Annotated in this window: 24 protein-coding genes; 9 read left to right on the forward strand and 15 right to left on the reverse strand. The window is 55.1% G+C overall.

The features are described from left to right. Nucleotides 1-10 precede the first annotated feature (10 nt). Nucleotides 11-898: a DUF3822 family protein gene (locus KK078_RS15130; protein WP_254091129.1), complete on the reverse strand. Its 888-nt coding sequence runs from the start codon at nucleotides 896-898 to the stop codon at nucleotides 11-13. 106 nt (nucleotides 899-1004) lie between these two features. Beyond that, nucleotides 1005-1469, reverse strand: coding sequence for an NUDIX domain-containing protein (locus KK078_RS15135; RefSeq protein ID WP_254091130.1), 465 nt, complete (start codon nucleotides 1467-1469; stop codon nucleotides 1005-1007). Nucleotides 1470-1587: 118 nt separating this feature from the next. Between KK078_RS15135 and KK078_RS15140 the strand changes: the two genes are divergently transcribed. Beyond that, nucleotides 1588-2004, forward strand: a complete 417-nt coding sequence (locus KK078_RS15140) for a DUF1573 domain-containing protein (RefSeq protein WP_254091131.1) — start codon at nucleotides 1588-1590, stop codon at nucleotides 2002-2004. Nucleotides 2005-2062: 58 nt separating this feature from the next. Here KK078_RS15140 and KK078_RS15145 read toward each other — a convergent pair whose 3' ends face one another. Next, on the reverse strand, nucleotides 2063-2452 hold the full coding sequence (locus KK078_RS15145; RefSeq protein ID WP_254091132.1) for a DUF423 domain-containing protein: 390 nt from the start codon (nucleotides 2450-2452) through the stop codon (nucleotides 2063-2065). A gap of 74 nt (nucleotides 2453-2526) precedes the next feature. Then, on the reverse strand, nucleotides 2527-3189 hold the full coding sequence (locus KK078_RS15150; protein ID WP_254091133.1) for a YggS family pyridoxal phosphate-dependent enzyme: 663 nt from the start codon (nucleotides 3187-3189) through the stop codon (nucleotides 2527-2529). A 43-nt stretch (nucleotides 3190-3232) separates the two neighbouring features. Between KK078_RS15150 and KK078_RS15155 the strand changes: the two genes are divergently transcribed. Together KK078_RS15155 and KK078_RS15160 are read left to right on the forward strand one after the other, a co-directional pair. Then, entirely contained in the window at nucleotides 3233-4789 is a 1557-nt protein-coding gene (locus KK078_RS15155; protein ID WP_254091134.1) for a GH3 family domain-containing protein, read from the forward strand. After that, nucleotides 4773-5402, forward strand: a complete 630-nt coding sequence (locus KK078_RS15160) for a LysE family translocator (protein WP_254091135.1) — start codon at nucleotides 4773-4775, stop codon at nucleotides 5400-5402. Before KK078_RS15155 ends, KK078_RS15160 begins: the two co-directional genes overlap by 17 nt. A gap of 14 nt (nucleotides 5403-5416) precedes the next feature. Here KK078_RS15160 and KK078_RS15165 read toward each other — a convergent pair whose 3' ends face one another. From KK078_RS15165 to KK078_RS15175, 3 genes are read right to left on the reverse strand one after another with little or no spacing between them, the layout of a single operon-like run. Then, a complete protein-coding gene (locus KK078_RS15165; protein WP_254091136.1) occupies nucleotides 5417-6460 on the reverse strand; it encodes a vWA domain-containing protein in 1044 nt (347 codons plus the stop codon). After that, a complete protein-coding gene (locus KK078_RS15170) occupies nucleotides 6453-7367 on the reverse strand; it encodes a hypothetical protein (RefSeq protein WP_254091137.1) in 915 nt (304 codons plus the stop codon). Before KK078_RS15170 ends, KK078_RS15165 begins: the two co-directional genes overlap by 8 nt. Beyond that, complete coding sequence (locus tag KK078_RS15175; protein ID WP_254091138.1) at nucleotides 7364-8242, reverse strand: DUF58 domain-containing protein; 879 nt, start codon at nucleotides 8240-8242, stop codon at nucleotides 7364-7366. The genes KK078_RS15170 and KK078_RS15175 overlap by 4 nt, the downstream gene beginning before the upstream one ends. A 136-nt stretch (nucleotides 8243-8378) precedes the next feature. Between KK078_RS15175 and KK078_RS15180 the strand changes: the two genes are divergently transcribed. Beyond that, on the forward strand, nucleotides 8379-8765 hold the full coding sequence (locus KK078_RS15180; protein WP_254091139.1) for a DUF4296 domain-containing protein: 387 nt from the start codon (nucleotides 8379-8381) through the stop codon (nucleotides 8763-8765). Continuing rightward, nucleotides 8762-11125, forward strand: a complete 2364-nt coding sequence (locus tag KK078_RS15185; RefSeq protein ID WP_254091140.1) for an endonuclease MutS2 — start codon at nucleotides 8762-8764, stop codon at nucleotides 11123-11125. The genes KK078_RS15180 and KK078_RS15185 overlap by 4 nt, the downstream gene beginning before the upstream one ends. A 96-nt stretch (nucleotides 11126-11221) precedes the next feature. Here KK078_RS15185 and KK078_RS15190 read toward each other — a convergent pair whose 3' ends face one another. The 7 genes from KK078_RS15190 to KK078_RS15220 form a co-directional block, all read right to left on the reverse strand. Then, on the reverse strand, nucleotides 11222-11695 hold the full coding sequence (locus tag KK078_RS15190) for a hypothetical protein (RefSeq protein ID WP_254091141.1): 474 nt from the start codon (nucleotides 11693-11695) through the stop codon (nucleotides 11222-11224). A 172-nt stretch (nucleotides 11696-11867) separates the two neighbouring features. Next, nucleotides 11868-12515: an ABC transporter ATP-binding protein gene (locus KK078_RS15195; protein WP_254091142.1), complete on the reverse strand. Its 648-nt coding sequence runs from the start codon at nucleotides 12513-12515 to the stop codon at nucleotides 11868-11870. An 8-nt stretch (nucleotides 12516-12523) separates the two neighbouring features. Then, nucleotides 12524-13312, reverse strand: coding sequence for an acyl-ACP--UDP-N-acetylglucosamine O-acyltransferase (lpxA, locus tag KK078_RS15200; protein ID WP_254091143.1), 789 nt, complete (start codon nucleotides 13310-13312; stop codon nucleotides 12524-12526). Continuing rightward, nucleotides 13309-14706: a bifunctional UDP-3-O-[3-hydroxymyristoyl] N-acetylglucosamine deacetylase/3-hydroxyacyl-ACP dehydratase gene (locus tag KK078_RS15205; RefSeq protein WP_254087163.1), complete on the reverse strand. Its 1398-nt coding sequence runs from the start codon at nucleotides 14704-14706 to the stop codon at nucleotides 13309-13311. Before KK078_RS15205 ends, lpxA begins: the two co-directional genes overlap by 4 nt. 97 nt (nucleotides 14707-14803) lie before the next feature. Continuing rightward, entirely contained in the window at nucleotides 14804-15859 is a 1056-nt protein-coding gene (gene lpxD / locus KK078_RS15210; RefSeq protein ID WP_254091144.1) for a UDP-3-O-(3-hydroxymyristoyl)glucosamine N-acyltransferase, read from the reverse strand. Nucleotides 15860-15932: 73 nt separating this feature from the next. After that, nucleotides 15933-17159 (reverse strand): HD domain-containing protein, encoded by a 1227-nt coding sequence (locus KK078_RS15215; RefSeq protein WP_254091145.1) that lies wholly within the window; start codon nucleotides 17157-17159, stop codon nucleotides 15933-15935. A gap of 39 nt (nucleotides 17160-17198) precedes the next feature. Continuing rightward, nucleotides 17199-17378 (reverse strand): hypothetical protein, encoded by a 180-nt coding sequence (locus KK078_RS15220; RefSeq protein ID WP_254091146.1) that lies wholly within the window; start codon nucleotides 17376-17378, stop codon nucleotides 17199-17201. 276 nt (nucleotides 17379-17654) lie between these two features. On the opposite strand from KK078_RS15220, the gene KK078_RS15225 reads away from it, so the two are divergent. Together KK078_RS15225 and fabD are read left to right on the forward strand one after the other, a co-directional pair. Further along, a complete protein-coding gene (locus KK078_RS15225; RefSeq protein WP_254091147.1) occupies nucleotides 17655-20600 on the forward strand; it encodes a T9SS type B sorting domain-containing protein in 2946 nt (981 codons plus the stop codon). Nucleotides 20601-20753: 153 nt separating this feature from the next. Then, nucleotides 20754-21629 (forward strand): ACP S-malonyltransferase, encoded by an 876-nt coding sequence (gene fabD, locus KK078_RS15230; RefSeq protein WP_254091148.1) that lies wholly within the window; start codon nucleotides 20754-20756, stop codon nucleotides 21627-21629. 14 nt (nucleotides 21630-21643) lie between these two features. Here the strand turns inward: fabD and folK are convergent, their stop codons facing one another. Then, nucleotides 21644-22126, reverse strand: a complete 483-nt coding sequence (gene folK / locus KK078_RS15235; protein ID WP_254091149.1) for a 2-amino-4-hydroxy-6-hydroxymethyldihydropteridine diphosphokinase — start codon at nucleotides 22124-22126, stop codon at nucleotides 21644-21646. 83 nt (nucleotides 22127-22209) lie between these two features. Here folK and sppA point away from each other — a divergent pair, with 83 nt between their 5' ends. Further along, entirely contained in the window at nucleotides 22210-23973 is a 1764-nt protein-coding gene (gene sppA / locus KK078_RS15240) for a signal peptide peptidase SppA (RefSeq protein WP_254091150.1), read from the forward strand. Between the two features lie 40 nt (nucleotides 23974-24013). After that, nucleotides 24014-24982, forward strand: a complete 969-nt coding sequence (gene bioB / locus KK078_RS15245) for a biotin synthase BioB (protein ID WP_254091151.1) — start codon at nucleotides 24014-24016, stop codon at nucleotides 24980-24982. The last annotated feature ends 52 nt before the right edge of the window (nucleotides 24983-25034 follow it).

The following is a 25034-nucleotide window of genomic DNA, read 5'->3' on the forward strand; positions in this document are numbered from 1 at the left end:
AAGAACGGAATTACGGCATCAGGTGCACGCTGTAAAGATCGAAGAAATGATGGTCCTGGATATCGTCGAACATATAGCTGAACTGCAGGTTGGCCGGCCGGCTTCCAAACCACACGTTGCTGATATATTTGTAGAACTCGTGGTAATGCGGTGAGTTTTTGCCGATGTAGCCCCAGAGGATCACCTGGCTGGTCTGCTGGTTGAGGTTGAGGGACTTCATGACCAGCATGATGTATTTGATATAGTCGGAAAACTCCTTGATGGCAAACTGATTGTAGTACAGCAGCTTTCCGTCGCGGCAGACGAGGATGTGGAGCTTGAACCGGTCTACGTAAATGTATAGCGGTGTATCTGCGCGGTCTTGTGACGACCGGAGTGTACCCTCGATGAGGGCGGCCGATTGGTGCGTGAATTCCGGCGGATTGCTGGGGTACATGTTGAGCAGCCAGCGGTGCAGATCTTTGTTGATGGCGAAGACGGTCACGGCCTGCGCCGCGGGGTTGAGCGTTGCCAGAAAGTCTTCCCGGTCGGGGTCGACGTGGGCGTTGAACTTCAGGTAATCTTCCAGGGATTCTTCGGCAAACAACGCCAGCGGTACTTGTACGAATTTCTGGTTCTTGATCGAGATCTTAATCTTTTTCCAGAACCCCGCCTTGAGCAGCGCGTGTGAGTCGAAGAGTTGGTCGAGGAGCTGCAGCAGTGCCTCGTGCGAGGTGAGGTTGGGGAGGACAAAGTCTTCCAGCAACAGGGCGCGGTTATCGGTCGGATCGATCACCAGGAGCTGAAAGTCACGGGTGCCCAGTTGGATCAGCAGATGATATTGATGAATATATTCCTCATCGAAACGCTCGTCTCTGACCTTTTTAATGAGCTTATAGTGAAGTGTGGATGGTTGCAATGTCTTCCTGTTTTCAAAGGGGTAAAACCTGCCCAAACAGCGTGGTTCTCTGCAATAATAAAGATTTTAGCGGGGAAATCACAAGTCGGGGCGCGCGGCTCGCCGATTAAATCCTGTAAAAACCACACAGTTGGCGCACTTCGGCGGCGGTGGACGCGAGACGAAAAATGCCGTGTGCGTCCGGTTCGGCTTTGGCGGCAAGTGTTGCCACGGGCAGGAAAGCCGCGTCGGTCAGCAGGGGCAGCTCGGGGTCGTCTCCTGCCTGCAGAACGCCGCCCGTGATGGTGGCTTCAAAAAAAAGCTCGAGGGCGTGCAGCGGAGGGTGCAGGAACTCGCAACCGAAGAGGAAACGGCCGGCGCGCACGTGCAGGCCGGTCTCTTCCAGAAACTCGCGCACGAGGGCATTTTCCAGTGTTTCGCCGGTTTCGAGGCCGCCCCCGGGCGGAGCCCAGAAGCCGTTGGGCGACAGGGCACGGTGGCGCACCACCAGCAGGTCGTCGTCCTGCCAGCACAGGCCACAGACCCGCACACGTAGCCGGTTTCCGTAGACCCGGGCTATTTCTCCGTCCATAACAATTCGCTCAAGGTTTTCTGCTACCGCGTGGTTATGCGCGGCAGAAAGTCAGAAATTTCGATCATTCTGGCAGCATTGTTGGTATGAACTCGTTAAATTTGAAAAAAAATAGCGTATGAAGAAGTATCTGTTTCTGATAGTGATGGTGGCCTTTGCCGCCGGTGCCTATGCGCAACAGGCAAGCACTAAAAAAGTAAGCGGTCCCGTGATCACGTTTGAAAAGAAAACGCATGATTTCGGCGAGATCGTACAAGGCGACAAGGTGGAAGAAACCTTTAAGTTCACCAACACCGGAACCGAGCCGTTGCTTATTACAAACGTACAAGTAACATGCGGTTGCACCACGCCGAAAGGCTGGCCCCGCGATCCCATCCAACCGGGTGGCAAAGGCGAGATTGTCGTAGCGTTTAACAGCGCGGGCAAGATCGGCCGCCAGGACAAGGTTGTTACGGTTGTATCAAACGCCGCGAACCCGGATGAAGCGAAGATTTCCTTTACCGCACAGGTATCGGAAAAGAAACAGCCTCAATAAGCGGCCGTTTCTGAAAAGCATTCAAAACAAAGGCTCCCGACGGGAGCCTTTGTTGTTTTTAGCGGTTTTGCCCGTCGCGGGTGTAAACGGCCAGAAAGACAAACACCCAGCCGGTGATGAGCAGGATGCCGCCGACCGGAGTGATGGGGCCGAACATGCCGAGCTGCGAGAAGCACAGCATGTACAGGCTGCCGCTGAAGAGCAGTACGCCCACCAGCAGGAAGAGTGCCGCCTGGCGCAGCTTCTTGCCGGGATAGGTCAGCTGCAGAATGCCTACACCCAGCAGGGCCAGTGCATGGTAAAACTGGTAGCGCGTGGCCAGCTCGAACGTGTCGAAGCGGCCGGCCTGGAGCAGAAAGGGTTTTAGCGCGTGCGCCCCGAAGGCGCCCAGGCTGACGCCGGCAACGCCCAGCAGGGCGGCGGCAAGTAACGTTGTGCGATGGTTCATATACAGTAGGGATAAACGTAAAAAGTATACGGCTTCGCGGCGGTTAGCGCCCGCGTTGCCGGCGTAAAGATACATCAGGTTGTTTTGAAGAGCGATGTGCCAATGCGGATCATGGTACTTCCTTCTTCGATCGCAATTTTATAGTCGCTGCTCATGCCCATGGACAAGATCGTCATGGCGGTGTTGGGAGGCAGGTTTTCCTGCTGGAGGCGATCGAAGAAAGCCTTCAGCGAGCGGAACTCCCGGCGTACCTGCCCGGTGTTGTCGGTGAGCGAGCCCATGCCCATGAGTCCCTGGATGCGGATATGTCGGTAGTTGCGCACGGCGGGCGAGGCGATCAGTGTGCGGGCTTCCTCTTCGGTCAGACCGTACTTGGTCTCTTCCTGGGCGACGTGCAGCTGCAACAGGCAGTCGATGACACGCCCCGTTTTGCCGGCCTGGTGATCGATCTCTTCGAGCAGACGCGGGCTGTCTACGGAGTGTATAAGCGATACGAAGGGGGCTATGTATTTTACCTTGTTGGTTTGCAGGTGGCCGATCATGTGCCAGGTGATGTCCTGCGGCAGCTGTTCATACTTGCTGGTCAGTTCTTGCACGCGGTTCTCGCCAAAGTCCCGTTGTCCGGAAGCGTACGCCTCCTGGATCTTGTCCAGGGGTTGGGTTTTGCTGACCGCCACCAAACGACAGCCCGGCGGTAAAGTTTGCCGGAGATTCGTGATGTTATTCTTGATATTCATGCCTATTTTTGCCCGTTAGATCCATCAAAGCTAAAGCAAAAATATGGCGATCCTGGGAACCTTGCTGAAAAAAGGAATACGCATTCGGGAAATGCTTGAACAGGAATATACGTCTCCGTTCGACTTGCAAAAGAAAGAGCTCAAAGAGCTGCTGATCGCCGCCAGCCAGACCGAGTTTGGTAAATATTACAACTTTGCCGATACGCTGAACAGCTTCCGCAAGGGGGACAAGGAGTTTTACCGGCGCTACAAGGCACACGTGCCGATCCATAGCTATAACAAAATACACGGCGACTGGTGGAAGCTGGCGCTGAAAGGTGTCAAGAACGTATGCTGGCCCGGCCGTGTGAAATATTTTGCGTTGAGCTCGGGCACGTCCGAAGCCTCGTCGAAATACATACCCGTGACGAAGGATATGACCAAGGCGATGCAAAAGACGAGCATCCGGCAGATCCTGACGTTATCGAAATACGATCTGCCGCCGGCGATCTTCGAGTCGGGCATTCTCATGCTCGGGGGCAGCACGCACCTGAACCACAAGGGCAGCTATTTCGAAGGCGACCTGAGTGGCATTCAAGCCGCGAAGATCCCTTTCTGGTTCCAGCATTTTTACAAACCGGGCAAACAGATCGCCAAGACCCGCGACTGGGATGCCAAGCTGTATGAGATCGCCCGCAAGGCGAAGGACTGGGACATCGGCATCATCGTGGGGGTACCGGCGTGGATCCAGATCCTGATGGAAAAGATCATCAAGTATCACCGGTTGCAGAACATACACGAGATATGGCCCAACCTGATGGTATATGTGCACGGCGGTGTTTCGTTCGACCCCTATCGCAAGGGTTTTGAGAAACTGCTGGAGCGTCCGATCTATTACATCGAGACATACCTCGCGTCGGAAGGTTTTCTGGCGTTCCAGGCGTTCCCGAACCGGCGCACGATGCGTCTGGTATTGAACAACGGGATCTTCTACGAGTTCGTGCCGTTTGAAGCGCGTAACTTCGATGCGAACGGCGAGATCTCGCCCGACGCCGAGACGTTCATGATCGACGAGGTGGAGGAAGGCAAGGAGTATGCCATCCTGTTGTCTTCGTGCGCAGGGGCCTGGCGTTACCTGATCGGCGATGTGATCAAGTTTACGTCGCTGGAAGAAGCCGAGATCGTCATTACCGGCCGCACCAAACACTTCCTGAGCTTGTGCGGCGAGCACTTGTCGGTAGACAACATGAACAAGGCGATCGAGCTGGTGTCTGATGATTTTAATATCGTGATCCCCGAGTTTACCGTGGCGGGTATACCGCACGGGTCGCTCTTTGCGCACCACTGGTTCGTGGGGACCGACGACCACGTGGATACAAAAGCTTTAAAAGAGAAGATCGACCTGCACTTGAAAGAACTGAACGACGACTATGCCGTCGAGCGCAGCGCCGCATTGAAAGAGATCATTGTCGATGTCTTGCCTGTAAAGACATTTTACGACTGGATGGAATCAAAAGGGAAAGTAGGAGGGCAGAATAAATTTCCGAGGGTGATGAAAAATGCACAGCTCGATGATTGGAAAATGTTCCTCCAAACCCAGGTGAATGGAAATCGTCATTAATGGAGTCGTGTCCGGCATCGTGCTGGCATTTCTGATCGGTCCTGTATTTTTTACTATCATTCAAACCAGTATCGAGCGCGGGTTTAGCAGCGGTGTGCTGGTGGCCGTAGGGGTATCGTTCAGCGACGCCTGCTATATTTTCTTCTCGTACCTGGGCCTGGTGCAGTTTATGGAAGCAGAGAAGTTCCGGCACTACCTTTCCTATGCGGGGGGCATTGTGCTGCTGCTTTTTGGATTGTACTATCTGCTTATTAAAAGCCGCAAGCTGGTTCGCGCCGAGGGTGGTCATATCCGCTCACGCGGCTGGCTGAGCCTGGTGGCCAAAGGTTTTATTATCAACGGACTGAGTCCGATGGTGCTGTTCTTCTGGATCGCCACGGTAGGGGTAGCCACTACCCAGCTGGCCTATCACTCCAACCAGCAGGTGTTCGTTTTCTTTGCTTCGATCGTGAGCACCGTATTCCTGACCGATGTGATCAAGGCGAAACTGGCCGACCGGTTGCGCCTGCTGATGACGCCGCGGGTGATACAGATCATGAATATGATCCTCGGCGTTGTGCTGGTGATCTTTGCCGGCCGCCTGATCTTCTTTCCCGACAACCTGCCGCATTAGCAGCGCGCAGGGAGCTAGTCCTGCAGGATGTTGCTGATAAAGGTCGACTTCAGCAGCAGCCACAGCAGGAAGAACGCCACCGCCCAGCTCACGTAGACGAAATAATAGTCTGAGGTGTCTTTGAAGCGGGTCTCTTTGATCTCTGCCTTTTCGTATTGGTTGATCCGGGCAAAGACCTGTTCCAGGGCGCGGTTGTCGGTCGCGCGGAAGAACTCGCCTCCGCCGATGCTCGCCATCTTGCGCATGGTGCTTTCGTCGATGGTATTCTCTACCATGTTAGGCCGGCCAAAGAAATCTTTACCGTACGGCACAAGCCCTTCTTTTCCCACGACAATGGTATAGATCTTAATGCCATAAGCTGTCGCCAGCTCGGCGGCCGTGATAGGATCGATGTTGCCGGCGGTGTTGTCGCCGTCGCTCAGGAGGATACATACTTTGGATTTCGCGCTCGACTCGCTCATGCGGTTTGTCACCACGGCCATGGCGCTGCCGATGGCCGTGCCTTTGCTTTCGATCATCTCGTAGGTAATGTCCTTGAGGTATGCGCGCAGCAGGTCGTAGTCGGTGGTGAGCGGCGCCATGGAGAAGGCGTCGCCGGAGAAGACGACCAGACCGATGCGGTCTTGTACACGGCCGTCGATGAAGTTCTTGGCTACCTCCTTGGCGGCTTCGAGCCGGTTCGGAACAAAGTCTTCGATCAGCATGGACTGCGAGATGTCGAGGGCGATCATGATGTCGATGCCTTCGGTCCATTGCTCTACCTTCTCGTTACTTTTTTGCGGGCGTGCCAGCGCGGTCACGAGCAATACCAGCGTGAGGAACATGAGCACGTCGGGTATCAGGCGCAGCAGCGCGAGGGGCGAGGCATGCAGGTCCTGCCGCGTTACCGCCACGGAGAGCTTCTGGTTGGTGGTTTGCCGGATGAACCAGCGCGCTACGAATACGACGGGCACGGCCAGCAGGAGCCAGAGCATCCAACTGTTCTCCCACGTGAAGGAACGAAGGGTGGAGGGGAAGAACCACTCCGGTGAGTACCACGGTGTGAGATCCTTATCCATTTTTCACCTCCTGTAGTTTTAACGCGAAGCGCTGGTCGGCCATGTCGCGCAGGTTGGCGAGCTGCTCGGTTGCCGCCTGTGTGCTATGGCCATAGATCGCGCCGTCGATGGCCTTGAGGGTACGTGTGACGGCGTCGTCTTTCAAAGCGGCTTGTATTTCGCGCGTTGTCATTTTTGTATACGGGCGGATCTCCAACTGTTCCATATAACGCTTCCATTGGGCCAAAACGTGTTCGGCATTGGCGGCCGAGAAATTATCGCGGATCGCCGCCACCGCGCCGCCGTACGACGCCATGAATTGCTGGTGCATCTTCAGCATGCGACGGACGCGGAAGTACCGGCGGATCCGCCGGCCAAAGAAGATCCATGCCAGGACGACGATCAGCAGGACGACCCCGAGTATGATCAGGGCGATGACGTAATTAAATGCCTGGGGGACGTCGTGGTATGCGACGTTTTCGCGCAGGGGTAATTTGTCGATGGTAATGCTGTCCAGGCCGGGCATGGGTGACAAGGCCAGCCGGATACTGTCGCGCGGCGACTCGAAGACCGTACAATCCTGCGGGGTCAATAAATATACCGGCAGACTGAGCGACGGATGTTCGTCGAGCTCGAAGGTTGTGACATGATACACCACGCTGTCGTAGCTCATGCCGTCGCGGGTGTCGGTGGGCGTGTAGCTACGATGGTCGAGCTCGAAGGGAGCATAGGCAAAGGTGGAGTCGGGGAACAGCACCTGCTGGCCCTGGGCATAGCGCGCCGTCAGGTAAAAGCGTACGGGGTCGCCTACACGCAGGCTGTCTTCGATAAAGCCGGCGCGCACGGTAACGTTGGTGTCCTGCGCGTGGGCGGCGAACGGGAGGAGTACTAGTATACAGGCGGCTACACCGATCGTTTTCATCCTCATGTCGTCTTCATCGATTTGTTCCGCACTTTGAATAAACGCAGCAATTTAGGCACATAGTCTTCGTCCGTATCGAGCGTGATGAAATTGATCTCGTGTTTGCGGCTGAACTTCTCCAGGGTGGCTTTCCGCTCGGTGTGGTGGCGGATGATCTTTTCGCGGAAGTCGCCAAACGATGTATTGATCCACACGGTACGTTGTGTCTCTTTGTCCAGCACGGGGATGATGCCCAGTTTGGGCAGGCCGGTTTCGCGTTTGTCGCTGATGTGGATCACGACCAGGTCGTGACGGCGGGCCAGTGCCTTGAGGTTGTCTTCATATCCTTCGTCGATGAAGTCGGAGATGAGTATGACCACGCTGCGGCGGCGGATGGCGTTCAGCGCAAACGAGATGGCTTTCGACAAGTTGGTACCGGTGGAGAGCGGCTTGAGGTTGGACAGGGCCGAGATGATCTCGTAGGCTTGCGACTGGCCTTTGGTGGGCTTGATGAAACGCTCCTTGATGTCGGAGTAGCAGATCAATCCCACGTGGCCGGACTCTTTTACGGCCGACAGCGCCAATACGCCGCAGATCTCTTTACCGATGTCTACCTTGGTGCGTCCGGGGCTTCCAATGTCTTCGGAAGCCGATACGTCGAGGATGAAGAATACGGTTTGCTCTTTTTCTTCCTTGAAGGTTTTGACGAAGGTGCCGTGGCCTTTGGCCGATACGCTCCAGTCGATGGTTCGAATGTCGTCGCCATACTGGTAAGGGCGCACATCGTCAAATTCCAGCCCTGATCCTTTAAAGACGGAGTGGAAGTCACCCTTCATCTGGCTGTTGATCGCCTTGCGTATCTGTATCTCGTACCTCCGTAACTTTTTTAGAAGATCCTTCATATATACGGTAGCCGTTCGTTAAAAATCGCCGTTAATACCCAGCCTGGGCGGCGTACACAGACGCTGAAAAATCAGGCCTGCGGTTTGCTTGATCCCGGATGGTTTGCCAGGGGTCAACGCCAAAAATAGAACAATTATGATTATTTTGCCGGTGGTTATGAATGAAATGATGCGGAAATGGTGCCCGGCGGTAGCCGTCCTTGTGCTGCTCTCGTGTGGTGGCCGGCAGGAGGTGCCGCCCGGGGTGCTGAACCGGGATGAAATGGTGAAGGTGCTCGCCGAGATCCTGATCACGGAAGACAAAGTCAGCAAGCTGGGCGTCGCCAGTGATTCGGCCTATAAAGTGTCGGACCTGTTCCGGGCGCGGCTCTTTGAAAAGGAAGGTATGACGGACTCGCTCTTCCGACAGTCTATGAACTACTATATTGAACATCCGAAGGAGATGCAACAAATCTATACGATCCTCGTTGACTCCCTGAATTTACGTGAGCAGCGTGCCTCGGTGGCCGCTGAAAAGAAATGATTTACCCTGAGACATTTGAAGATAAACTTGGATTTGGTCAGATACGTCAGAAGCTAAAAGGCTACTGCCTGTCGGCGGCCGGGGCAGCCTGGGTGGACGATATGCGCTTTAGCCGCGAGGTGGAGGTGATCCGCACGCAGCTGAAACAGAACCTGGAGTTTCGTCAGATACTGGAGAAAAGCGAGGCGTTCCCGTCCCGCTATTTTTTTGACCCGACCGAGTGGCTGCAGAAGATCGCCCTGGAGGGCAACTGGCTGGAAGCCGATGAGTTTTTAAACCTGGCCTATTCGCTGGAGACGGTCATGGCGGCCCGCCAGTTCCTGAGCAAGGCGCACGATATTTACCCGGAGCTATACCGGCTGGCACAGCCCGTGATGATCACGGGCACGTTGGTACAGTCCATTACCAGCCGCATCGACGACAAGGCCGTGGTACGCGACAGCGCCAGCCCCGAGCTGGGCCGGATCCGCAAGCGCCTGCGCGATGAGCAAGGGCGTCTGCGCAAGCTGGCGGACCAGATATACCGCACGGCGGTGGAGCAGAAATGGGTGCCCGAAGGCGCGCTGCCCACGATTCGCGAGGGGCGGGTGGTGATCCCCATCCAGGCCGAACACAAACGCAAGCTGAAGGGCTTTATTCTCGACGAGTCGGCCACCGGTCACACGGTGTTCCTCGAGCCGACCGAGATGCTCGACGCCAACAACGAGATACGCGATCTGGAGCACGCCGAGAAGCGCGAGGTAGTACGTATCCTGCGCGAGCTGACAGACGAGTTCCGGCAGCAGCTGCCGGTGTTGCGCGTAGCCTATCAGTTCCTTTCACAAATAGACTTTATACGGGCCAAGGCCCGTTTTTCGGTAGAGATCGGCGCCGACCTGCCCCTGCTTGAAAAGCAACCGGAGCTGGTGTGGTATAACGCCCGCCATCCGCTATTATACCTCAGCCTGAAAGGCAAACGCGATATTGTGCCGCTGAATATCGAGCTGGACCGGCAGGACCGGTTGCTGCTGGTGTCGGGACCCAACGCGGGGGGTAAATCGGTTTGTCTCAAGACCGTGGGCTTGCTGCAGTACATGCTGCAATGCGGGTTGCTCATACCGGTGTCGGACCGGTCGCGGGTGGGGATCTTCAACGATATCCTGCTCGACATCGGCGACCAGCAGTCGATCGAGAACGACTTGAGCACCTATAGCAGCCACCTGCGCAACATGGATACCTTCATTCGTTCGGCTTCGGATAAGTCGTTGGTGCTGATGGACGAGCTTGGCTCGGGCACCGACCCCGATTTTGGCGGCGCCATCGCGCAAGCGATCCTCGAGGCGCTGCTCCGGAAGCGTGTATGGGGCGTGGCCACGACGCACTACTATAACCTGAAGCTCTTTGCGGGCCAACGGCAGGGTATACGCAATGCGGCCATGCGCTTTGATGACCAGCATCTCATGCCCCTCTATGTGCTCGACATCGGCAAGCCGGGTAGCTCGTTTGCGCTGGAGATTGCCCGCAAGATCGGACTGCCGCAAGAGACCTTGCAGGAGGCGGAAAAACTTGTCGGGAAAGACCTGGCCGGGTTTGAGAAGCTGGTGCGTTCGTTGGAGCGCGAACGTCAGGAGCTGAGCGAGCGACTGAAGAAAACGGAACGTCAGGAGAGTGACCTCAAGCAATCGCTGGCGAAATATCAAACCCTGTCGAGCGAGCTGGAAAACCGACGCAAGGAAATCATCAACAAGGCAAAAGAAGAGGCGTCGAGCTTATTGCGCGACACGAACCGTGAGATCGAAAAGACGATCCGCCACATCCGCGAGAACCAGGCGCACAAACGGGAGACACAAAAGGTGCGCAAGAACCTGCAGGACATCACGCAACGCGTCGAGCCGGAGGTAAAACCGCAGAAGCGTGCGCCCGAAGAGTTGAAGGAAGGTGACCGCGTACGCATCATCGGCCAGGACGGCAACGGCCGGGTGTTATCCATTCAGGGTAAAAATGCCACGGTGCAGTTCGGCGAGCTGAAGTCTGTTACGAAAATCGATAAGCTGGAAAAGATCACGGCGGCGGTAGAAAAGGAAATTGCCACGCGTTTGCGTTCGGTGGGTGTGGACGTATTTCAGAAGCGATCGACCTTTAACGATACACTGGACATACGCGGCAAGCGGGTGGAAGAAGTGATCCCGCTGCTGGATCAGTTTATGGATACGGCTATTTTGCTGGGACAGGGCGAACTGAAAGTACTGCACGGCAAGGGCGAGGGAGTGCTACGCAAGGTAGTCCGTGACCACCTGAAACGGTATAAAGAAGTGGCGTCGATGAACGACGAGCACGTTGAGCGTGGAGGCGACGGCATTACCGTTGTCGTACTGAAGTAACGACGGCTGCGCGCAACGCCAGGCCTGGAACAATAAAAGAACGGCTGTCGCGATAGGATCGGGACAGCCGTTCTTTTTATACTATCGACTATTCGACTACGGGCGTGTGAAGGTGAATTTCCAGTGGCCGGATACAGAACCTGTTCTGCCGCCGATGCTGTAGTTGACTCCTTCCGGCAGGTCGAATTCGAGGATCAGGGTTTTATCGCCGCTTTCCAGCGAGTAGGACATCGGAACGTCTGCGTTGTTGCTGCCTCCACCACTGAGTTTCGAATCCAGGCGGGTAACGCTGCTGGTGGCGCTGGAGCCAAATTTCCAGAGGCCGTTTGCGGGCCAGGGGCTTGTCACTACACCATCCGGTACAGTGAACGTGTATGCGAACTCTCCGTTTTCCGAGAAGCTATTTCCGGCAGCCAGGCTCAATACCCCGCCGCTGAATTCATCGTTCCAATCCGGGCCGCCGGGTGTACCGGTTACGCTGGATACAGTCCAATCGGCCTGAAGTTTTGTAAACTGCGTTTGCTGTACAGATGTGCCTCCGCCGTCATCGCTTCCACAGTTGGATGCCACAAAACCCGCAGTTATGAGCAACAGGAGAGATAAAAATCTTGCTGAATGTTTCATGTTTAAACTAAAATTATAGGATACGAATATGAAAGTAAATATTCAAAAATCAAATTCCTGCCATCTCCGGCCGTAATTATCATTCTGTTAATTACGGCGTTACGACATCAAGTAACCGCTATTTATAGCGCATTATATCGACTTTATGGGCTTCGGCCGGATATTCTGCCGGTTCATTGCTGGCCACCCATACGGTACAGCCGGTGGTGAGCAGCTGGCGCAACCCGTCCAGGTACCAGGTGAAGGCGCGGTCGTCCAGATTGGTGCCGGGTTCATCCAGGAATACCAGGTCGGCCTGCGTATAAAAGGCCAGGGCTAGTTTGACCCGTTGGCGCATGCCCGACGAGAAATTGCCGATGACCTTGTGGCGCGCATCGGCCAGGTACATACGCTCGAGCATATCGGCGGGGCTGAGGCCATAACGGGCCTTTTTAAGGGAAAAATGGAATCGGAGCTGTTCTTCGAGGGTAAACTCTTCGATGAGGTCCATGTATGGGGTCGCAACGGCCACATGGCGGTATACGTCCTCGCCGGATAACGCTGTGCCGCCACGGGCATAAGTAACAACGCCTTTGCTAGGCGGCATCTGGCCCCACAGTACTTGCAGCAAGGTGGATTTTCCCGACCCGTTGGGTCCTGTGACGGCGTAGATCGCTCCCGGAATGAACGTAGTGTCCAGGTTGCGGAAGATCCACTCGCGGTTAAAACGCTTGCCCAGTCCTTCGGTGGTGATCGTAATGCCGGTAGCGGAGGAAGGAGTGCTCACCCGTGCGATCAGTCGATTCCGCCGTAGCCTTTCATGATACCGCGCTCGGAGTTACGGATGAAATCCAGGATGTAATCACGCTCCTGGCTACCCGAAATTTCCTTCTCGATCAGGTCGATGGCCTTCGAGTTGTTGAGGCCCTTCAAAAAGATGAAGCGGTATATTTCCTGGATCTCGTTGATCTTCTCGGATGTAAAGCCCCGGCGTCGCAGACCCACGGTGTTGATACCGGCATACGACAGTGGCTCGCGGGCGGCTTTGGTAAAAGGCGGCACATCTTTGCGCACCAGCGACCCGCCGCCGATGTAGGCGTGGGAACCGATCTTGGAGAATTGCTGCACGGCGCAGGCGCCGCCGAAGATGGCGTAGTCGTCTATGAGCACGTGGCCCGCCAGCTGCACCGAGTTGCCCAGGATGCAGTGGTTACCGACAATGCAATCGTGCCCCAGGTGGGCATACGCCATGATGAGGCAGTCGGTACCGACTACCGTTTTATACTTGTCGACCGTACCCCGGTTGATCGTGACGCACTCGCGGATGGTGCTGCGGTCGCCGATTTCCGTGGTCGTCTTTTCGCCTTTGAATTTCAGGTCTTGCGGAATACCGGAGATCACGGCACCGGGGAAGATCTTGCAATCTTTGCCGATGCGTGCGCCATCCATGATGACCGCGTTAGGGCCGATCCAGCAGTTGTCGCCGATGACGACGTCTTGCTGTACGGTGGCAAATGGCTCGATGGTAACATTATTACCAATCTGTGCCTCGGGGTGTACGTTGGCTAGGGGGAAGCGGCTCATGAATCTTTACGGACTATACTAGCGGTCATTGTTCCTTCGCAGACGAGCGTGTTGCCGACATAGGCGCGGCCGGTCATCTTGGCGATACCTCTTTTAATGGGGGCCAGCAGGTCACACTGGATGACCAGCGTGTCGCCTGGCAATACCATTTTACGGAATCTGAAGTTTTCAATTCCCATGAAATAGGTCCAATAGTTTTCGGGGTCGGGTACCGTGTTCAGCACCAGGATGCCACCGGTCTGTACCATGGCCTCTACCTGCATAACACCGGGCATGACCGGGTTGCCAGGGAAGTGTCCCTGGAAGTGAGGCTCGTTCATGGTCACGTTCTTTACGCACGCTACGCTTTCGTTGTCGAGGTAGATGACCTTGTCGATCATCAGGAACGGGTAGCGGTGCGGCAGAATGCTGGCGATCTTGTTGATATCCATCACCGGCGGCAGTGAGGGGTTGTATTTCGGGCGGCCCGACTTATCGGCCTGCTCCATGGCTTTCTTCAGCTTCTTGGCAAACGCTACGTTGGCGGCATGGCCCGGGCGTGCGGCCAGGATCTGCGCCTTCAGCGGGCGGCCGGCCAGTGTCAGGTCACCGACAATGTCCAGCAGTTTGTGGCGGGCCGGCTCGTTCTTGTAGCGCAGCTCGATGTTATTGAGGATGCCCTCCTGCTTCACCGCGACTTTCGGCTTGCCCAGCATTTTGGCGATGTTGTCGAGCTCATCGTCTTGTACGACGCGGTCTACGATCACGATGGCGTTGTTCAGGTCGCCACCACGGATGAGGTTGTTTTTGTAGAGCATTTCCAGCTCATGCAGAAAGCAGAACGTACGGCAGGACGCAATCTCTTTCTCGAACTGACGAATGTCGGTAATCGATGCATGCTGGCTGCCCAGTACCGGCGAGTTGTAGTCTACCATGACCGTTACGCGGTAGTCGTCGAGCGGCAACGCCGCGATCTCTACGTTGCGGGCGGTCTCACGGTAGAAGAGGGGGGCTTGCACTTCAAAGAAATCGCGCAGCGCGTTCTGCTCTTCCATGCCGGCTTCCTTGAGGATCTCCACAAACTGGATGGAGCTGCCGTCCATAATAGCGCATTCGGGGCCGTCGAGCTGGATCAGGACGTTGTCGATCTCCAGACCGGTCAGTGCCGCCAGGGTATGTTCGATGGTGCTCACCTTGGCACCGCTTTGTTCAATGGTTGTGCCGCGCGAAACGTCGGTTACGTTATCACAGTCAGCGTCGATGATGGGCGACCCCGGAATATCAATGCGTTGGAACTTGATACCGTGGTTCGGTTTGGCCGGCAGGAAGGTCATATTGGTTTGAACCCCTGTGTGCAGGCCGACCCCGGAAAGGGTCACGGACTTTTGTATGGTTTGCTGTTTTATATTAAGCATGGTCTGGAAAAGTGGGCAAAGTTAAGCCCATTATCCAGATTATGCAATTCTGCATTTTTATCGCGAATATGTGCTGTATATCAGTGCTTTATACGTATCAGGCACCTGCCGGGAGGTCCTGGCCCGCAACCTTTTTTTCCAGTTCGCGCAGGCGGTAGTTCAGGTCCGGCAATTTTTTGAACACGGCATACGAGCGGAAATATTCTTTGATATCGATGGCGGGATATCCTAACAGACGCTGACCTTCTTCGGTGATAGATTTGGGGATACCGGCTTGTGCCCCGACACTGGTGTTGTTGGCGATGACCAGGTGCCCGGCGATGCCCACCTGTCCGGCGAAGATACAGTTCTCGCCGATCCTGGTCGATCCCGAGATGCCCGCTTGCGCGGCGATGACGGTGTTCTTGCCGATCTCGACGTTGTGCGCGATCTGGATGAGATTATCGAGCTTGACCCCCTGTCGCACCAGAGTAGCGTCGCCAAACATAGTCGCGCAATCAATCACGGTGTTGGCGCCAATGGCCACGTTGTCTTCGATAATGACGTTGCCCAGCTGAGGAATAGTTTTGTAGGTGCCGTCTTCCTGCGGCGCGAAACCGAAGCCGTCGCTACCGATGACGGTACCGGCATGGATCACACAGTTGTTGCCGATGCGGGTGTCGGCATAGATCTTCACGCCCGCGTGAAGAATGGTATTGTCGCCGATCACCACATTGTCGCCAATGTACACGTGGGGATGGATCTTGACGTTGTCACCGATCCTGGCGCCGTTGCCCACGTAGGAGAAGGCACCGCGGTATATATTCTGGCCGATGGACGTTCCTTCGCCGACGTAGCTGGGTTGCTCGATGCCCGTTTTCTGGAAGCTCACCATTTTGTGGTACTCTTCCAGCAATGCCGTGAAGCTGCTATACGGATCGTCTACCAGTATCAGCGAGCTGCTTACTTCCTTGCGCGGCACGAAGTCCTTCTTGACGATCACCGCCGTCGCCTGCGTGGTATAGATATACTGCTCGTACTTCGGATTCGATAAAAAAGCAAGCTGGCCTTTCTTGGCATCCTGTATCTTAGCCAACATGTTGATCTTCTCCTGACCATCTCCCCGCACTTCACCGCTTAGCATGGCGGCTATTTGATTGATCGTAAATTCCATAGGCGCTTGTTTGTTAACGGCTCGTGACAAAAAATCTTCCGTAGCAGTCCGTCATTCTAACAGTTAAAAAATCTCACAAAGATACATTTTTAGGCCAGCAGAGGTAGTTTTTTTTGACGATTTTGCTAATGGCCTTAATGTTAGGAAGATCAGACGCGTCGGCAATGTCGAGGAGTTTGCCGCTGCGCATGAGAATGTTGATGTGCTGTCCTTCGGCATAGGCCTCGTTGGTCACGGTGCCATAGGAGTACAGGTAAGACGTCTCGGCGCGCAGGGTCTTATACTCGCGGGCGATCGCCTCGCGGATGCGGTCTACCGACGTCCGGCCGATGGGCTCCTGGCTGAGGCGGATCTGGAACAGTTTCCGCGTCAATAGCATGTCCGTGAGCAGCGACAGGATGGGGTCGGGGTGGGTACGCCAAAACTTCATGGCCCCCCACAGGTCGTGGTCGTCGAGCTGGCCGAAGGCGGCCAGCAACGAAGGGTCGTCGGTAAAATCGGAAAGGGCGTAGTCATGGGCCAGGAAGCGGCGCAGGCTGTCGCTGGCCGTAACGTCATGCCCCGCGTGTACCAGGGCCTGGGCCCTTCGTACGATGTTGACCAGCATGCGCTCGGCACTGACCGCCGTTTTGTGCAAATACACCTGCCAATACATAAAGCGCCGGGAATTGAGGAAGTTCTCGATGTTGAGAATGCCTTTCTCCTCCACGACCAACTGCTCCTGGTATACATTCAGCATCGAGACGATCCGGTCGACGCCGATGGCGCCTTCTTGCACGCCTGTGAAAAAGCAGTCGCGTTTGAGGTAATCCAGCCGGTCGACGTCGAGCTGGCTGGAGACCAGCTGATGAAAGAATTTTCGTGCATAGCTATTGCGGAAGATCTGGATGGCCAGGCTCAGGGCGCCGTTAAATTCTTTGTTGAGCTGTTCCATGAACAGGTAGGAGAGACTTTCGTGCTTGACGCCGGGCAGCAGAACATGCTCCAGCGCGTGTGAGAACGGTCCGTGGCCCATGTCGTGCAGGAGTACGGCCAGGCGCGCGGCCTCTTCTTCTTCCGGTGAAATGTCGGTTCCTTTCTGGCGCAGCGTGCCCAGCACGCGTCCCATCAGGTGTTGCGCGCCGAGGGCATGTTGAAATCGCGAGTGAAGCGCGGCAGGATACACCAGGTCGGACAGGCCCAGCTGGCGGATGTGTCGAAGCCGCTGGAAGGCGGGGTGGGAGATGACGTCGAAGAGAAGGTCTGAAGGAAGCTGAACAAACCCGTATATGGGGTCGTTAATGATCTTTTTTTTATTCACAGCATACAGTTTAACGCCCCAGCACTCACACTGTTGTCGTCAATACAAGGTCTCCTCCAACGTGAGAATTTCCTTCTTGAGTGTCACCAGTTCCTGTTCCAGATTTTTATAGACGGTGCTTTGGTGTAGCTGATCAAGTTTCATTTGACGGATAAGTCGCTGGAGCTCCAGTTCGCGTTTAAGCAAGGAAGCCCGCAAGGCCTTGGGGTCAGGGTTCATGGGTCTTTTAGAGACAGGTTAGGTCGGTCGGGCGAAGATCACATAAAATGCGCTAGTGTAAAAGCCTGCGGCCGTCTTTTTTTAGCCTTCCCGCCGGCATGTTGGTCGGTAATTCATCCGGCCGGCATATTTTTTTAGCTAAAAAACCGTTTCTCTGAAATAAAAAAACGCTAACTACCGTTAACATAGTTACCGTTTCATATCATCGGACTGGTATTTTATATTTAAATTATTGTATTCAAGTAATTAACGCTGCGAGGATATACATTTACGTCCATGAAGGCTCTTCTACGTTCCCGGATTAGATTCCTACGCTACCTGCTTGCGTTGGTCTTTCTCCTGCCGGAGGTTGTGCAGGCCACCCACCTGCGTGCCGGCAATATCTTAATGACGTTGATCGACTGCGAAACGCGCCGCTACAGAATACGCGTGGAGGTTTATACCAATACGACAAACACCAACGTGCTGTTTGGGGGGGAGCAAGATTACCTGGATTTCGGCGACCGTACGGGGCGCATCCTGGTGCCCGAGATCGGCCCGGGTGACCCGCGGTACTCTACCGACGGTCTGCCTGCCGGTACGGCCCGTGCCTACTTCGAAATAGACCACACATTTGCCGGACCCGGCACCTATACCGTAAGCTATGTCGAACCCAACCGGAATGCCGGCGTGGTGAACATGGATCAATCGGTAAATACCACGTTTTATCTTGAGACCCAAGTTGTTATCGATCCTTTTTACGGTTGCAGCTCGCCGGCCATCCTGGAAGTGCCGCCCATCGACCGCGCTTGTACGACCGTGGCGTGGTTCCATAACCCCGGTGCCAAAGACCTTGACGGTGACCGCCTGAGCTATCAGATGGTAATTCCTTTCCGCGACCGTGCGACAACGGTATTGAACTACAGAGAGCCTAACGACGGAAAATTTTATACAAACTTCAATAATGGACAAGAGCCTAACGGCAACGATCCAACCGGTCCTCCGCAGTTTAATATCCATCCCGCCGATGGTACCGTGACCTGGAATGCTCCCGGCACGGCGGGTGAATACAACATCGCCTTTATCGTCATCGACTGGCGTCTGATCAAAGGGCAATGGCGACAGATGGGGTATGTGCGACGGGATATGCAGATCCTCGTAGAAGAGTGCGATAACAAACGACCGGAATTGATCATCCCCGAGGACATCTGTGTCACGGCGGGAGCAACGATAGAGGAGACGATCAAGGGCACAGACCCGGATGGCGACAGGATCAGGATCACGGCGTTTTCCGAAACGTTCGACTTTCCGGCGCAGCAGTCGCCGGCTACGCTGACACCAGCCAGTGCATTTCAGCCCTCGCCGGGACAGGTTGCATTCCGTTGGGTAACAGACTGTGAGCACGTTCGTCAGCAGCCGTATACAGTGAACTTTAAAGTAGAGGACGAGAAAGGTCTTGTGAACTATAAAACGTGGCGGATCACCGTGGTGGGGCCGGCCCCCGTATGGGTAGATGCCCAGCTAAACACCGCCATCCGAACGGCTACGCTTACCTGGGAGCGCTACCAATGTCAAAACGCTGAATTTATCCAGGTCTGGCGAAAGGTAGACAGTACCAGTTTCCGCCCCGATACCTGTCAAACCGGTATGCCACCGGGGCTCGGGTATGAATTAATCAAAGACGACGTGCCCGCCCGTATTCCGCCTTCGCAGGCGACGTGGCAATTTGTCGATAACAATGGTGGCAAGGGGCTCGCGCCGGGGGCCATGTACTGCTATCGGCTGGTGGCCGTGTTTCCGCTGCCGCAGGGCGGCGAAAGCTATGTGACCGAGGACATCTGCGTGGGGCCTATACCGGCCGATGTGCCGATCATTACCAACGTATCGATAGAAAGAACCAGTGTGCAGGATGGTTTGATTCGGATAAGCTGGAAGCGACCGTTCGACCTCGATCCGGTGGTATATCCACCGGGGGACCTGAAATATGAAGTATATCGCGCGGACGGGTTTGAACGTATCCGTGAAGGTAATAATGCGTCCGACTCGACGCTTGTTGCGTCGTTGCTAGACGGAGATACAACCTACCTTGACGGAGGTATGAATACAGAGGCTAGTGTTTATAACTATAGTGTCGTAGCCTACAACGGTCACGCGACAGGCTCGCCGATTATCGGGGCCTCGGAGGTCGCGTCGTCGGTACGATTGGGGTCGTCGTCGCAAAAAGATCAGATTACGCTCGATTGGACAGCAGAGGTTCCCTGGTCAAACCAGATCGAGGCGCATCCTTATCATTATATTTACCGCGGAGATGAAGACGATGCCGAAGACCAACTGGTGCTCATAGATTCCGTCCAGGTAACGGCGAGCGGATTTCAATATGTAGATGCCGGGTTAGAGACGGGCACCACCTATTGTTACCGGATCCTGACCAATGGAGGATATGGTAACCCGACTAAGATACCCGAGCCGTTGGAGAACTTTTCCCAACGCATCTGCGTGCAACCGGGTGACAGTATTCCGCCGTGCAAACCGATACTGACGATTGCAAGAACCAACTGTGATAGTCTGCAAGCGTCAAATTTGTGTAGACCCTCGGTCGGAGGCTTTTTAAATACCGTTTATTTGTCCAGCAGCAATGCAGGAGAATGTCAAACAGACGTTGTACGTTATTATGTGTACCGAGGTGACTATAAGGGTAATTATGTCCGAATCGACACGTTGGATGCGACAGCCATCAAGTTTGAGGACAAGGGTTTATCGTCGCTTGCATATTGTTACCGCATATCGGCAGTTGACTTCTCAGGCAATGAAAGCGAGATGAGTGATGCAGTCTGTAACGACAACTGCCCGGCGTATGGCTTACCAAACGTCTTCAGCCCGAACGGCGACGAGTTCAATCCTGTATTTAAGGCGTTTAGCTATGAAGACTGTGAAGGAGGAGAAGGGGGAGGAGAAGGCGGCCTGACGTGCCCCGATTATGTTCTTGAGCAGTGTGCACGGTTTGTGAAGAGCGTTCGGTTTAATGTATACAACCGCTGGGGACGTGAGGTATATACCTATACGGCCAGTGTATCAAATGATGAGTCAATCTTAATCAATTGGGATGGAAAAGATAAAAATGGTCGCATGCTTGACCCCGCCGTCTATTACTATGTCGCTGAAGTGACCTTTGATGTGCTAAATCCCAACGATGCGGTAAAGACCTTTAAAGGGTGGGTACACCTGCTCAACGACCGGCAATAGGCCGGTCGTGGGGCAAGCCATCCGGGCCGTGGAAACGGCCCCTCTTTCATCTGTTTACTTTTTCACTATTTTTGGCGGCTGATTAACCAGGGGTATCCCGTTGCAATCGTTGTTTTGACACGATTGTGCTGGTTTCCCGCTAAAAAACACAACATGAAGGCATACGTATTCCCCGGACAGGGCGCGCAATTCACCGGCATGGGCAAGGATCTATATGAGACCAACCCGGCGGCCAAAGCCCTGTTTGACCGCGCCGATGAAATCCTCGGCTTCAAACTTTCGCAGGTCATGTTCGAAGGAACGGCCGACGAGCAAAAGCAAACGAACGTAACACAACCTGCGATCTTTCTGCATTCAGTAGCGATCGCGTTAACGAGCGACGCCTTTCACCCCGACATGGTGGCCGGCCATTCGCTGGGCGAGTTTTCAGCCCTGGTGGCCAACAAGGCGCTGTCGTTCGAAGATGGCTTACAACTGGTGTCAAAACGCGCTGCTGCGATGCAGCATGCTTGCGAGCTGAAGCCTTCCACGATGGCTGCTATTCTCGCCCTGGAAGACAAGGTAGTGGAAGACATCTGTGCGTCGATCGAAGGAGAGATCGTCGTCGCCGCCAACTATAACTGCCCCGGACAGCTGGTCATTTCCGGTTCGTCTAAAGGCATCGACCTGGCGTGCGAGAAACTTCGCGCTGCCGGTGCGAAGCACGCCATGCACCTGCAGGTAGGCGGGGCGTTCCACTCGCCGTTGATGGAGCCTGCCCGCGAAGAGCTGGCAGCCGCGATCGAAGCGACGACCTTCAACAAGCCTATTTGCCCGGTATACCAGAATGCCACCGCGGCGCCCGCCATCGAGATCGCCGAGATTAAAAAGAATCTGATCGCCCAACTGACGGCTCCTGTTCGCTGGACCCAATCGGTGCAGCACATGGTGAAGGACGGTGCGACAAGCTTTATCGAATGCGGCCCGAAGAAAGTACTGCAAGGGCTGGTAAAAAAGATCAACCCCGGCGTGGAAGCACGGAGCCTCTAGGCCCGGCGTTTACGCTACAGTTTTTTAACAGCGAGCTGGTCCGGGCATTCCGTGAGCAGCTCGCTGATTGTTTTATGGAGTACCGGGTGCACCACGTCGCCGGCGATCTCCGCCAGCGGCATGAGCGCAAAACGCCGCACGGGCATGCGGGGATGTGGTACCTGCAGGGAAGGGGTATCGATAATCAGGTCGTTATATAATAGCAGGTCGATGTCGATTACGCGCGGCCCCCAGTGTTCGCGGCGTTCGCGGCCCAGCGACAGCTCAATTTCCAGTATGATTTTTAGCAGTGTTTGTGCCTCCGGGGCTGACGATAACGCGATGGCCTGGTTTAAAAAGGCGGGCTGGCCGGTGCGCCCCCAGGCCTCGGTCTCGTATAGCGCCGAGGCGTTGACTACGTGTCCGGCCCTGGCAGCCAGTGCTGTACGGGCCGCGGCGAGGTAGCCGGCACGGTCTCCCAGGTTAGTGCCCAACAAAAGGAAAATATCGTGTGTCATGCAGGATGGGGCGCAAAGGCCCCCGCAAACATACTTTTTTATTCGGAGGGGTATTGCTTAATTTCGGGCCTTAAAGGAATGGTATGAACTTTTGGAAAAGCCTGTTGGCCGCCTTTCTGGCGCTCGTCATTTTCTCGTTTTTGTCGTTTATTCTTTTTATCGCCGTACTGGCCGGTTTGTCGGGTGGTGACGAGGTCGTTATTCATCCCCATACCGTGCTGCACCTCAAGCTCGATGCAGAGATCACGGAAAAAGAATATAGCAACCCGCTGGCCGGTGTACCGATCGTGGGGCAGGCTGACGTGCCCCGGATCGGCCTGATCGAATTAAAGGAGACTATCCGCCACGCGCAGGAGGATGATAACATACAAGGCATTTATCTCGACATCAGCCATCCCCGCGCCGGGTTCTCGTCACTGGAAGAGATACGGCAGTCGTTGCTCGAGTTCCGCGAAAGCGGCAAGTGGGTGGTTGCCTATACCGAGACCATGACGGAAGGAGCGTATTACCTGGCGTCTGCGGCCGACAAGATATACCTTAATCCGGAAGGGGAGATCGAGTTCAACGGCCTGACGGTAGAGATCATGTTTTTCAAGAAGCTGTTTGATAAACTGGAAATACGCCCCGAGATCTTCCGTGTGGGCGCATTCAAAAGTGCTGTCGAGCCGTTCATTCTCGAGAAGATGAGTCCCGAGAACAAACTACAGCTGACGGAGCTGATGAACTCGGTATATGGCCATATGCTGAACCGCATGGCGGATGCACGTCACATGCCAGTAGCGCGTCTGAAAGAGATCTCCGATAAAATGTTAGTGCGCAATGCAACGCTGGCCCGTGAGCTTGGCCTGGTGGACAGCTTGTTATACCGCGACCAGTTCCGTGACCATCTTAAAACACGTCTGGGTTTGGGCGCAAGTGATTCGGTAACATTTGTGAAGTACAGCAAATACCGCCGCAGCTTCTCTGATTATAAAAAAGCTTCGCACGAGATCGCAGTGATCGTTGCCGACGGTTCCATCATGCCGGGAAAAGCGGAGGCAGAACAACGCATCATTGGCGCGGATACCTTTGTCGAGGCCATTCGCCGTGCCCGCGAAGACGATGATGTAAAAGCTATCGTGCTGCGCATTAATTCACCCGGCGGCGAGTTCCGCGCATCGGATATGATGTGGCGTGAAATCACATTGGCCCGTGCGCAGAAACCGGTTATCGCTTCCATGTCGGACTATGCGGCATCGGGTGGTTATTATCTGGCGATGGCCTGCGACACCATTGTAGCACAACCACATACTATTACCGGTTCCATCGGTATCTTCGGAATGATGTTCGACATGAGCCAGTTCCTGTCAAATAAAGTGGGCATCACCTTTGACGAGGTGCGTACGGGCGAGTTTGGCGACATGTATACCTTGTCACGGCCGCTGACGGAGGCCGAACGCAACTTCTGGCAAACCAACCTGAATGATCACTACGCTTCGTTTACACGCAAGGCGGCCGAGGGTCGGAACATGCCTGTGGCGGAAATTGAGAAAGTAGCTTCCGGCCGCGTGTGGTCCGGCGCGCAGGCCCTCGATCATAAGCTCGTGGACGTACTGGGCGGCTTTGACGATGCTATTCACATCGCTGCTGCCAAGGCGGGTATCGCTGCAGACTACAAGCTTCGTTATTACCCGGAACAGGAGCTGAGCGTCTTCGAGCAATTGATGTCGCAATGGGAAGAAGACGCCCGTGCCGAAGCGCTGAAGGCCGAGCTGGGCGATCTGTACGGCTGGTATCAGCAAGTACACAACCTTAAAAGCTATCAGGGCGTACAGGCGCGCATGCCGTTTGAACTTCGCCTTCACTAACCTATTTTTGTCTATTCATTTATCCTCTAACTGAGAAAACATGACGATACGCAATAACTGGACGCGGGAAGAGATCGCCGCCATTTACAACAAGCCCGTACTCGACCTGATGTACGAAGCGGCGACAGTGCACCGGCAGTATCACCAGGCCGGCGAGGTGCAAGTGTGTACACTGCTGTCGGTAAAGACCGGTGGCTGTCCGGAAGATTGTGCCTACTGCCCGCAGGCGGCCCGGTATAACACCGGCGTGACGGCGCACAAGCTCATGGAAGTGGGCGAAGTATTGCAGAAAGCCGTAGAGGCCAGGGAAGCCGGCAGCACACGTTTTTGTATGGGCGCTGCGTGGCGTGAGGTGCGCGACAACCGCGACTTTGACAAGGTCATCGAAATGGTGAAGGGTGTGAATACCCTGGGCCTGGAAGTGTGCTGTACGCTGGGAATGCTCAGCCCGGAGCAGGCACAGAAGCTGAAGGATGCCGGGTTGTATGCCTACAACCACAACCTCGATACAAGCGAGAACTTCTACGACGACATCATCACCACGCGCACATACCAGGACCGCCTCGACACACTTGAGAACGTCCGCAAGGCAAACATCTCGGTTTGCTCAGGGGGTATCATCGGCATGGGTGAAGGCGAAGAAGATCGCATCGGCATGCTCCATACGCTTGCCACATTGCCGCAGCACCCAGAATCGGTGCCGGTCAACGCGCTGGTGCCCGTAGAGGGCACACCGCTGGAAGATCAACCGAAAGTGTCTGTGTGGGAGATGGTACGGATGATCGCCACCGCACGGATCATCATGCCGCATGCCATGGTGCGCCTGTCGGCCGGCCGTGTGCGTATGAACCTGGAAGAGCAAGCGCTTTGCTTTATGGCCGGTGCCAACAGCATCTTTGCGGGTGACAAGTTGCTGACCACGCCGAACCCGGGCTATATCAAAGATCAGGAAATGTTTCAGATGCTTCAGTTACGGCCGCGTCAGGCGTACAAGGAGCAGCTGGTATAAACCGGTAGGTCTACCCGCCGTTAATCACGCGGGAGGCTAGTTCTACGGAACC

The organism is Dawidia soli (assembly GCF_018598185.1).
GTDB classification, from domain to species: domain Bacteria; phylum Bacteroidota; class Bacteroidia; order Cytophagales; family Cyclobacteriaceae; genus Ohtaekwangia; species Ohtaekwangia soli.

Bases quoted from the DNA above. Each gene is read 5' to 3' on its own strand.
- KK078_RS15220 (WP_254091146.1), bottom strand. From the start codon at position 17,378: ATGAACCCTGACCCCAAGGCCTTGCGGGCTTCCTTGCTTAAACGCGAA.
- KK078_RS15145 (WP_254091132.1), bottom strand. From the start codon at position 2,452: ATGAACCATCGCACAACGTTACTTGCCGCCGCCCTGCTGGGCGTTGCC.
- KK078_RS15180 (WP_254091139.1), top strand. From the start codon at position 8,379: ATGATTATTTTGCCGGTGGTTATGAATGAAATGATGCGGAAATGGTGC.
- KK078_RS15155 (WP_254091134.1), top strand. From the start codon at position 3,233: ATGGCGATCCTGGGAACCTTGCTGAAAAAAGGAATACGCATTCGGGAA.
- lpxD (WP_254091144.1), bottom strand. From the start codon at position 15,859: ATGGAATTTACGATCAATCAAATAGCCGCCATGCTAAGCGGTGAAGTG.
- KK078_RS15205 (WP_254087163.1), bottom strand. From the start codon at position 14,706: ATGCTTAATATAAAACAGCAAACCATACAAAAGTCCGTGACCCTTTCC.
- folK (WP_254091149.1), bottom strand. From the start codon at position 22,126: ATGACACACGATATTTTCCTTTTGTTGGGCACTAACCTGGGAGACCGT.
- KK078_RS15160 (WP_254091135.1), top strand. From the start codon at position 4,773: ATGGAAATCGTCATTAATGGAGTCGTGTCCGGCATCGTGCTGGCATTT.
- sppA (WP_254091150.1), top strand. From the start codon at position 22,210: ATGAACTTTTGGAAAAGCCTGTTGGCCGCCTTTCTGGCGCTCGTCATT.
- KK078_RS15140 (WP_254091131.1), top strand. From the start codon at position 1,588: ATGAAGAAGTATCTGTTTCTGATAGTGATGGTGGCCTTTGCCGCCGGT.
- KK078_RS15135 (WP_254091130.1), bottom strand. From the start codon at position 1,469: ATGGACGGAGAAATAGCCCGGGTCTACGGAAACCGGCTACGTGTGCGG.
- KK078_RS15225 (WP_254091147.1), top strand. From the start codon at position 17,655: ATGAAGGCTCTTCTACGTTCCCGGATTAGATTCCTACGCTACCTGCTT.
- KK078_RS15165 (WP_254091136.1), bottom strand. From the start codon at position 6,460: ATGGATAAGGATCTCACACCGTGGTACTCACCGGAGTGGTTCTTCCCC.
- KK078_RS15185 (WP_254091140.1), top strand. From the start codon at position 8,762: ATGATTTACCCTGAGACATTTGAAGATAAACTTGGATTTGGTCAGATA.
- KK078_RS15150 (WP_254091133.1), bottom strand. From the start codon at position 3,189: ATGAATATCAAGAATAACATCACGAATCTCCGGCAAACTTTACCGCCG.
- KK078_RS15175 (WP_254091138.1), bottom strand. From the start codon at position 8,242: ATGAAGGATCTTCTAAAAAAGTTACGGAGGTACGAGATACAGATACGC.
- KK078_RS15170 (WP_254091137.1), bottom strand. From the start codon at position 7,367: ATGAGGATGAAAACGATCGGTGTAGCCGCCTGTATACTAGTACTCCTC.
- fabD (WP_254091148.1), top strand. From the start codon at position 20,754: ATGAAGGCATACGTATTCCCCGGACAGGGCGCGCAATTCACCGGCATG.
- lpxA (WP_254091143.1), bottom strand. From the start codon at position 13,312: ATGAGCCGCTTCCCCCTAGCCAACGTACACCCCGAGGCACAGATTGGT.
- bioB (WP_254091151.1), top strand. From the start codon at position 24,014: ATGACGATACGCAATAACTGGACGCGGGAAGAGATCGCCGCCATTTAC.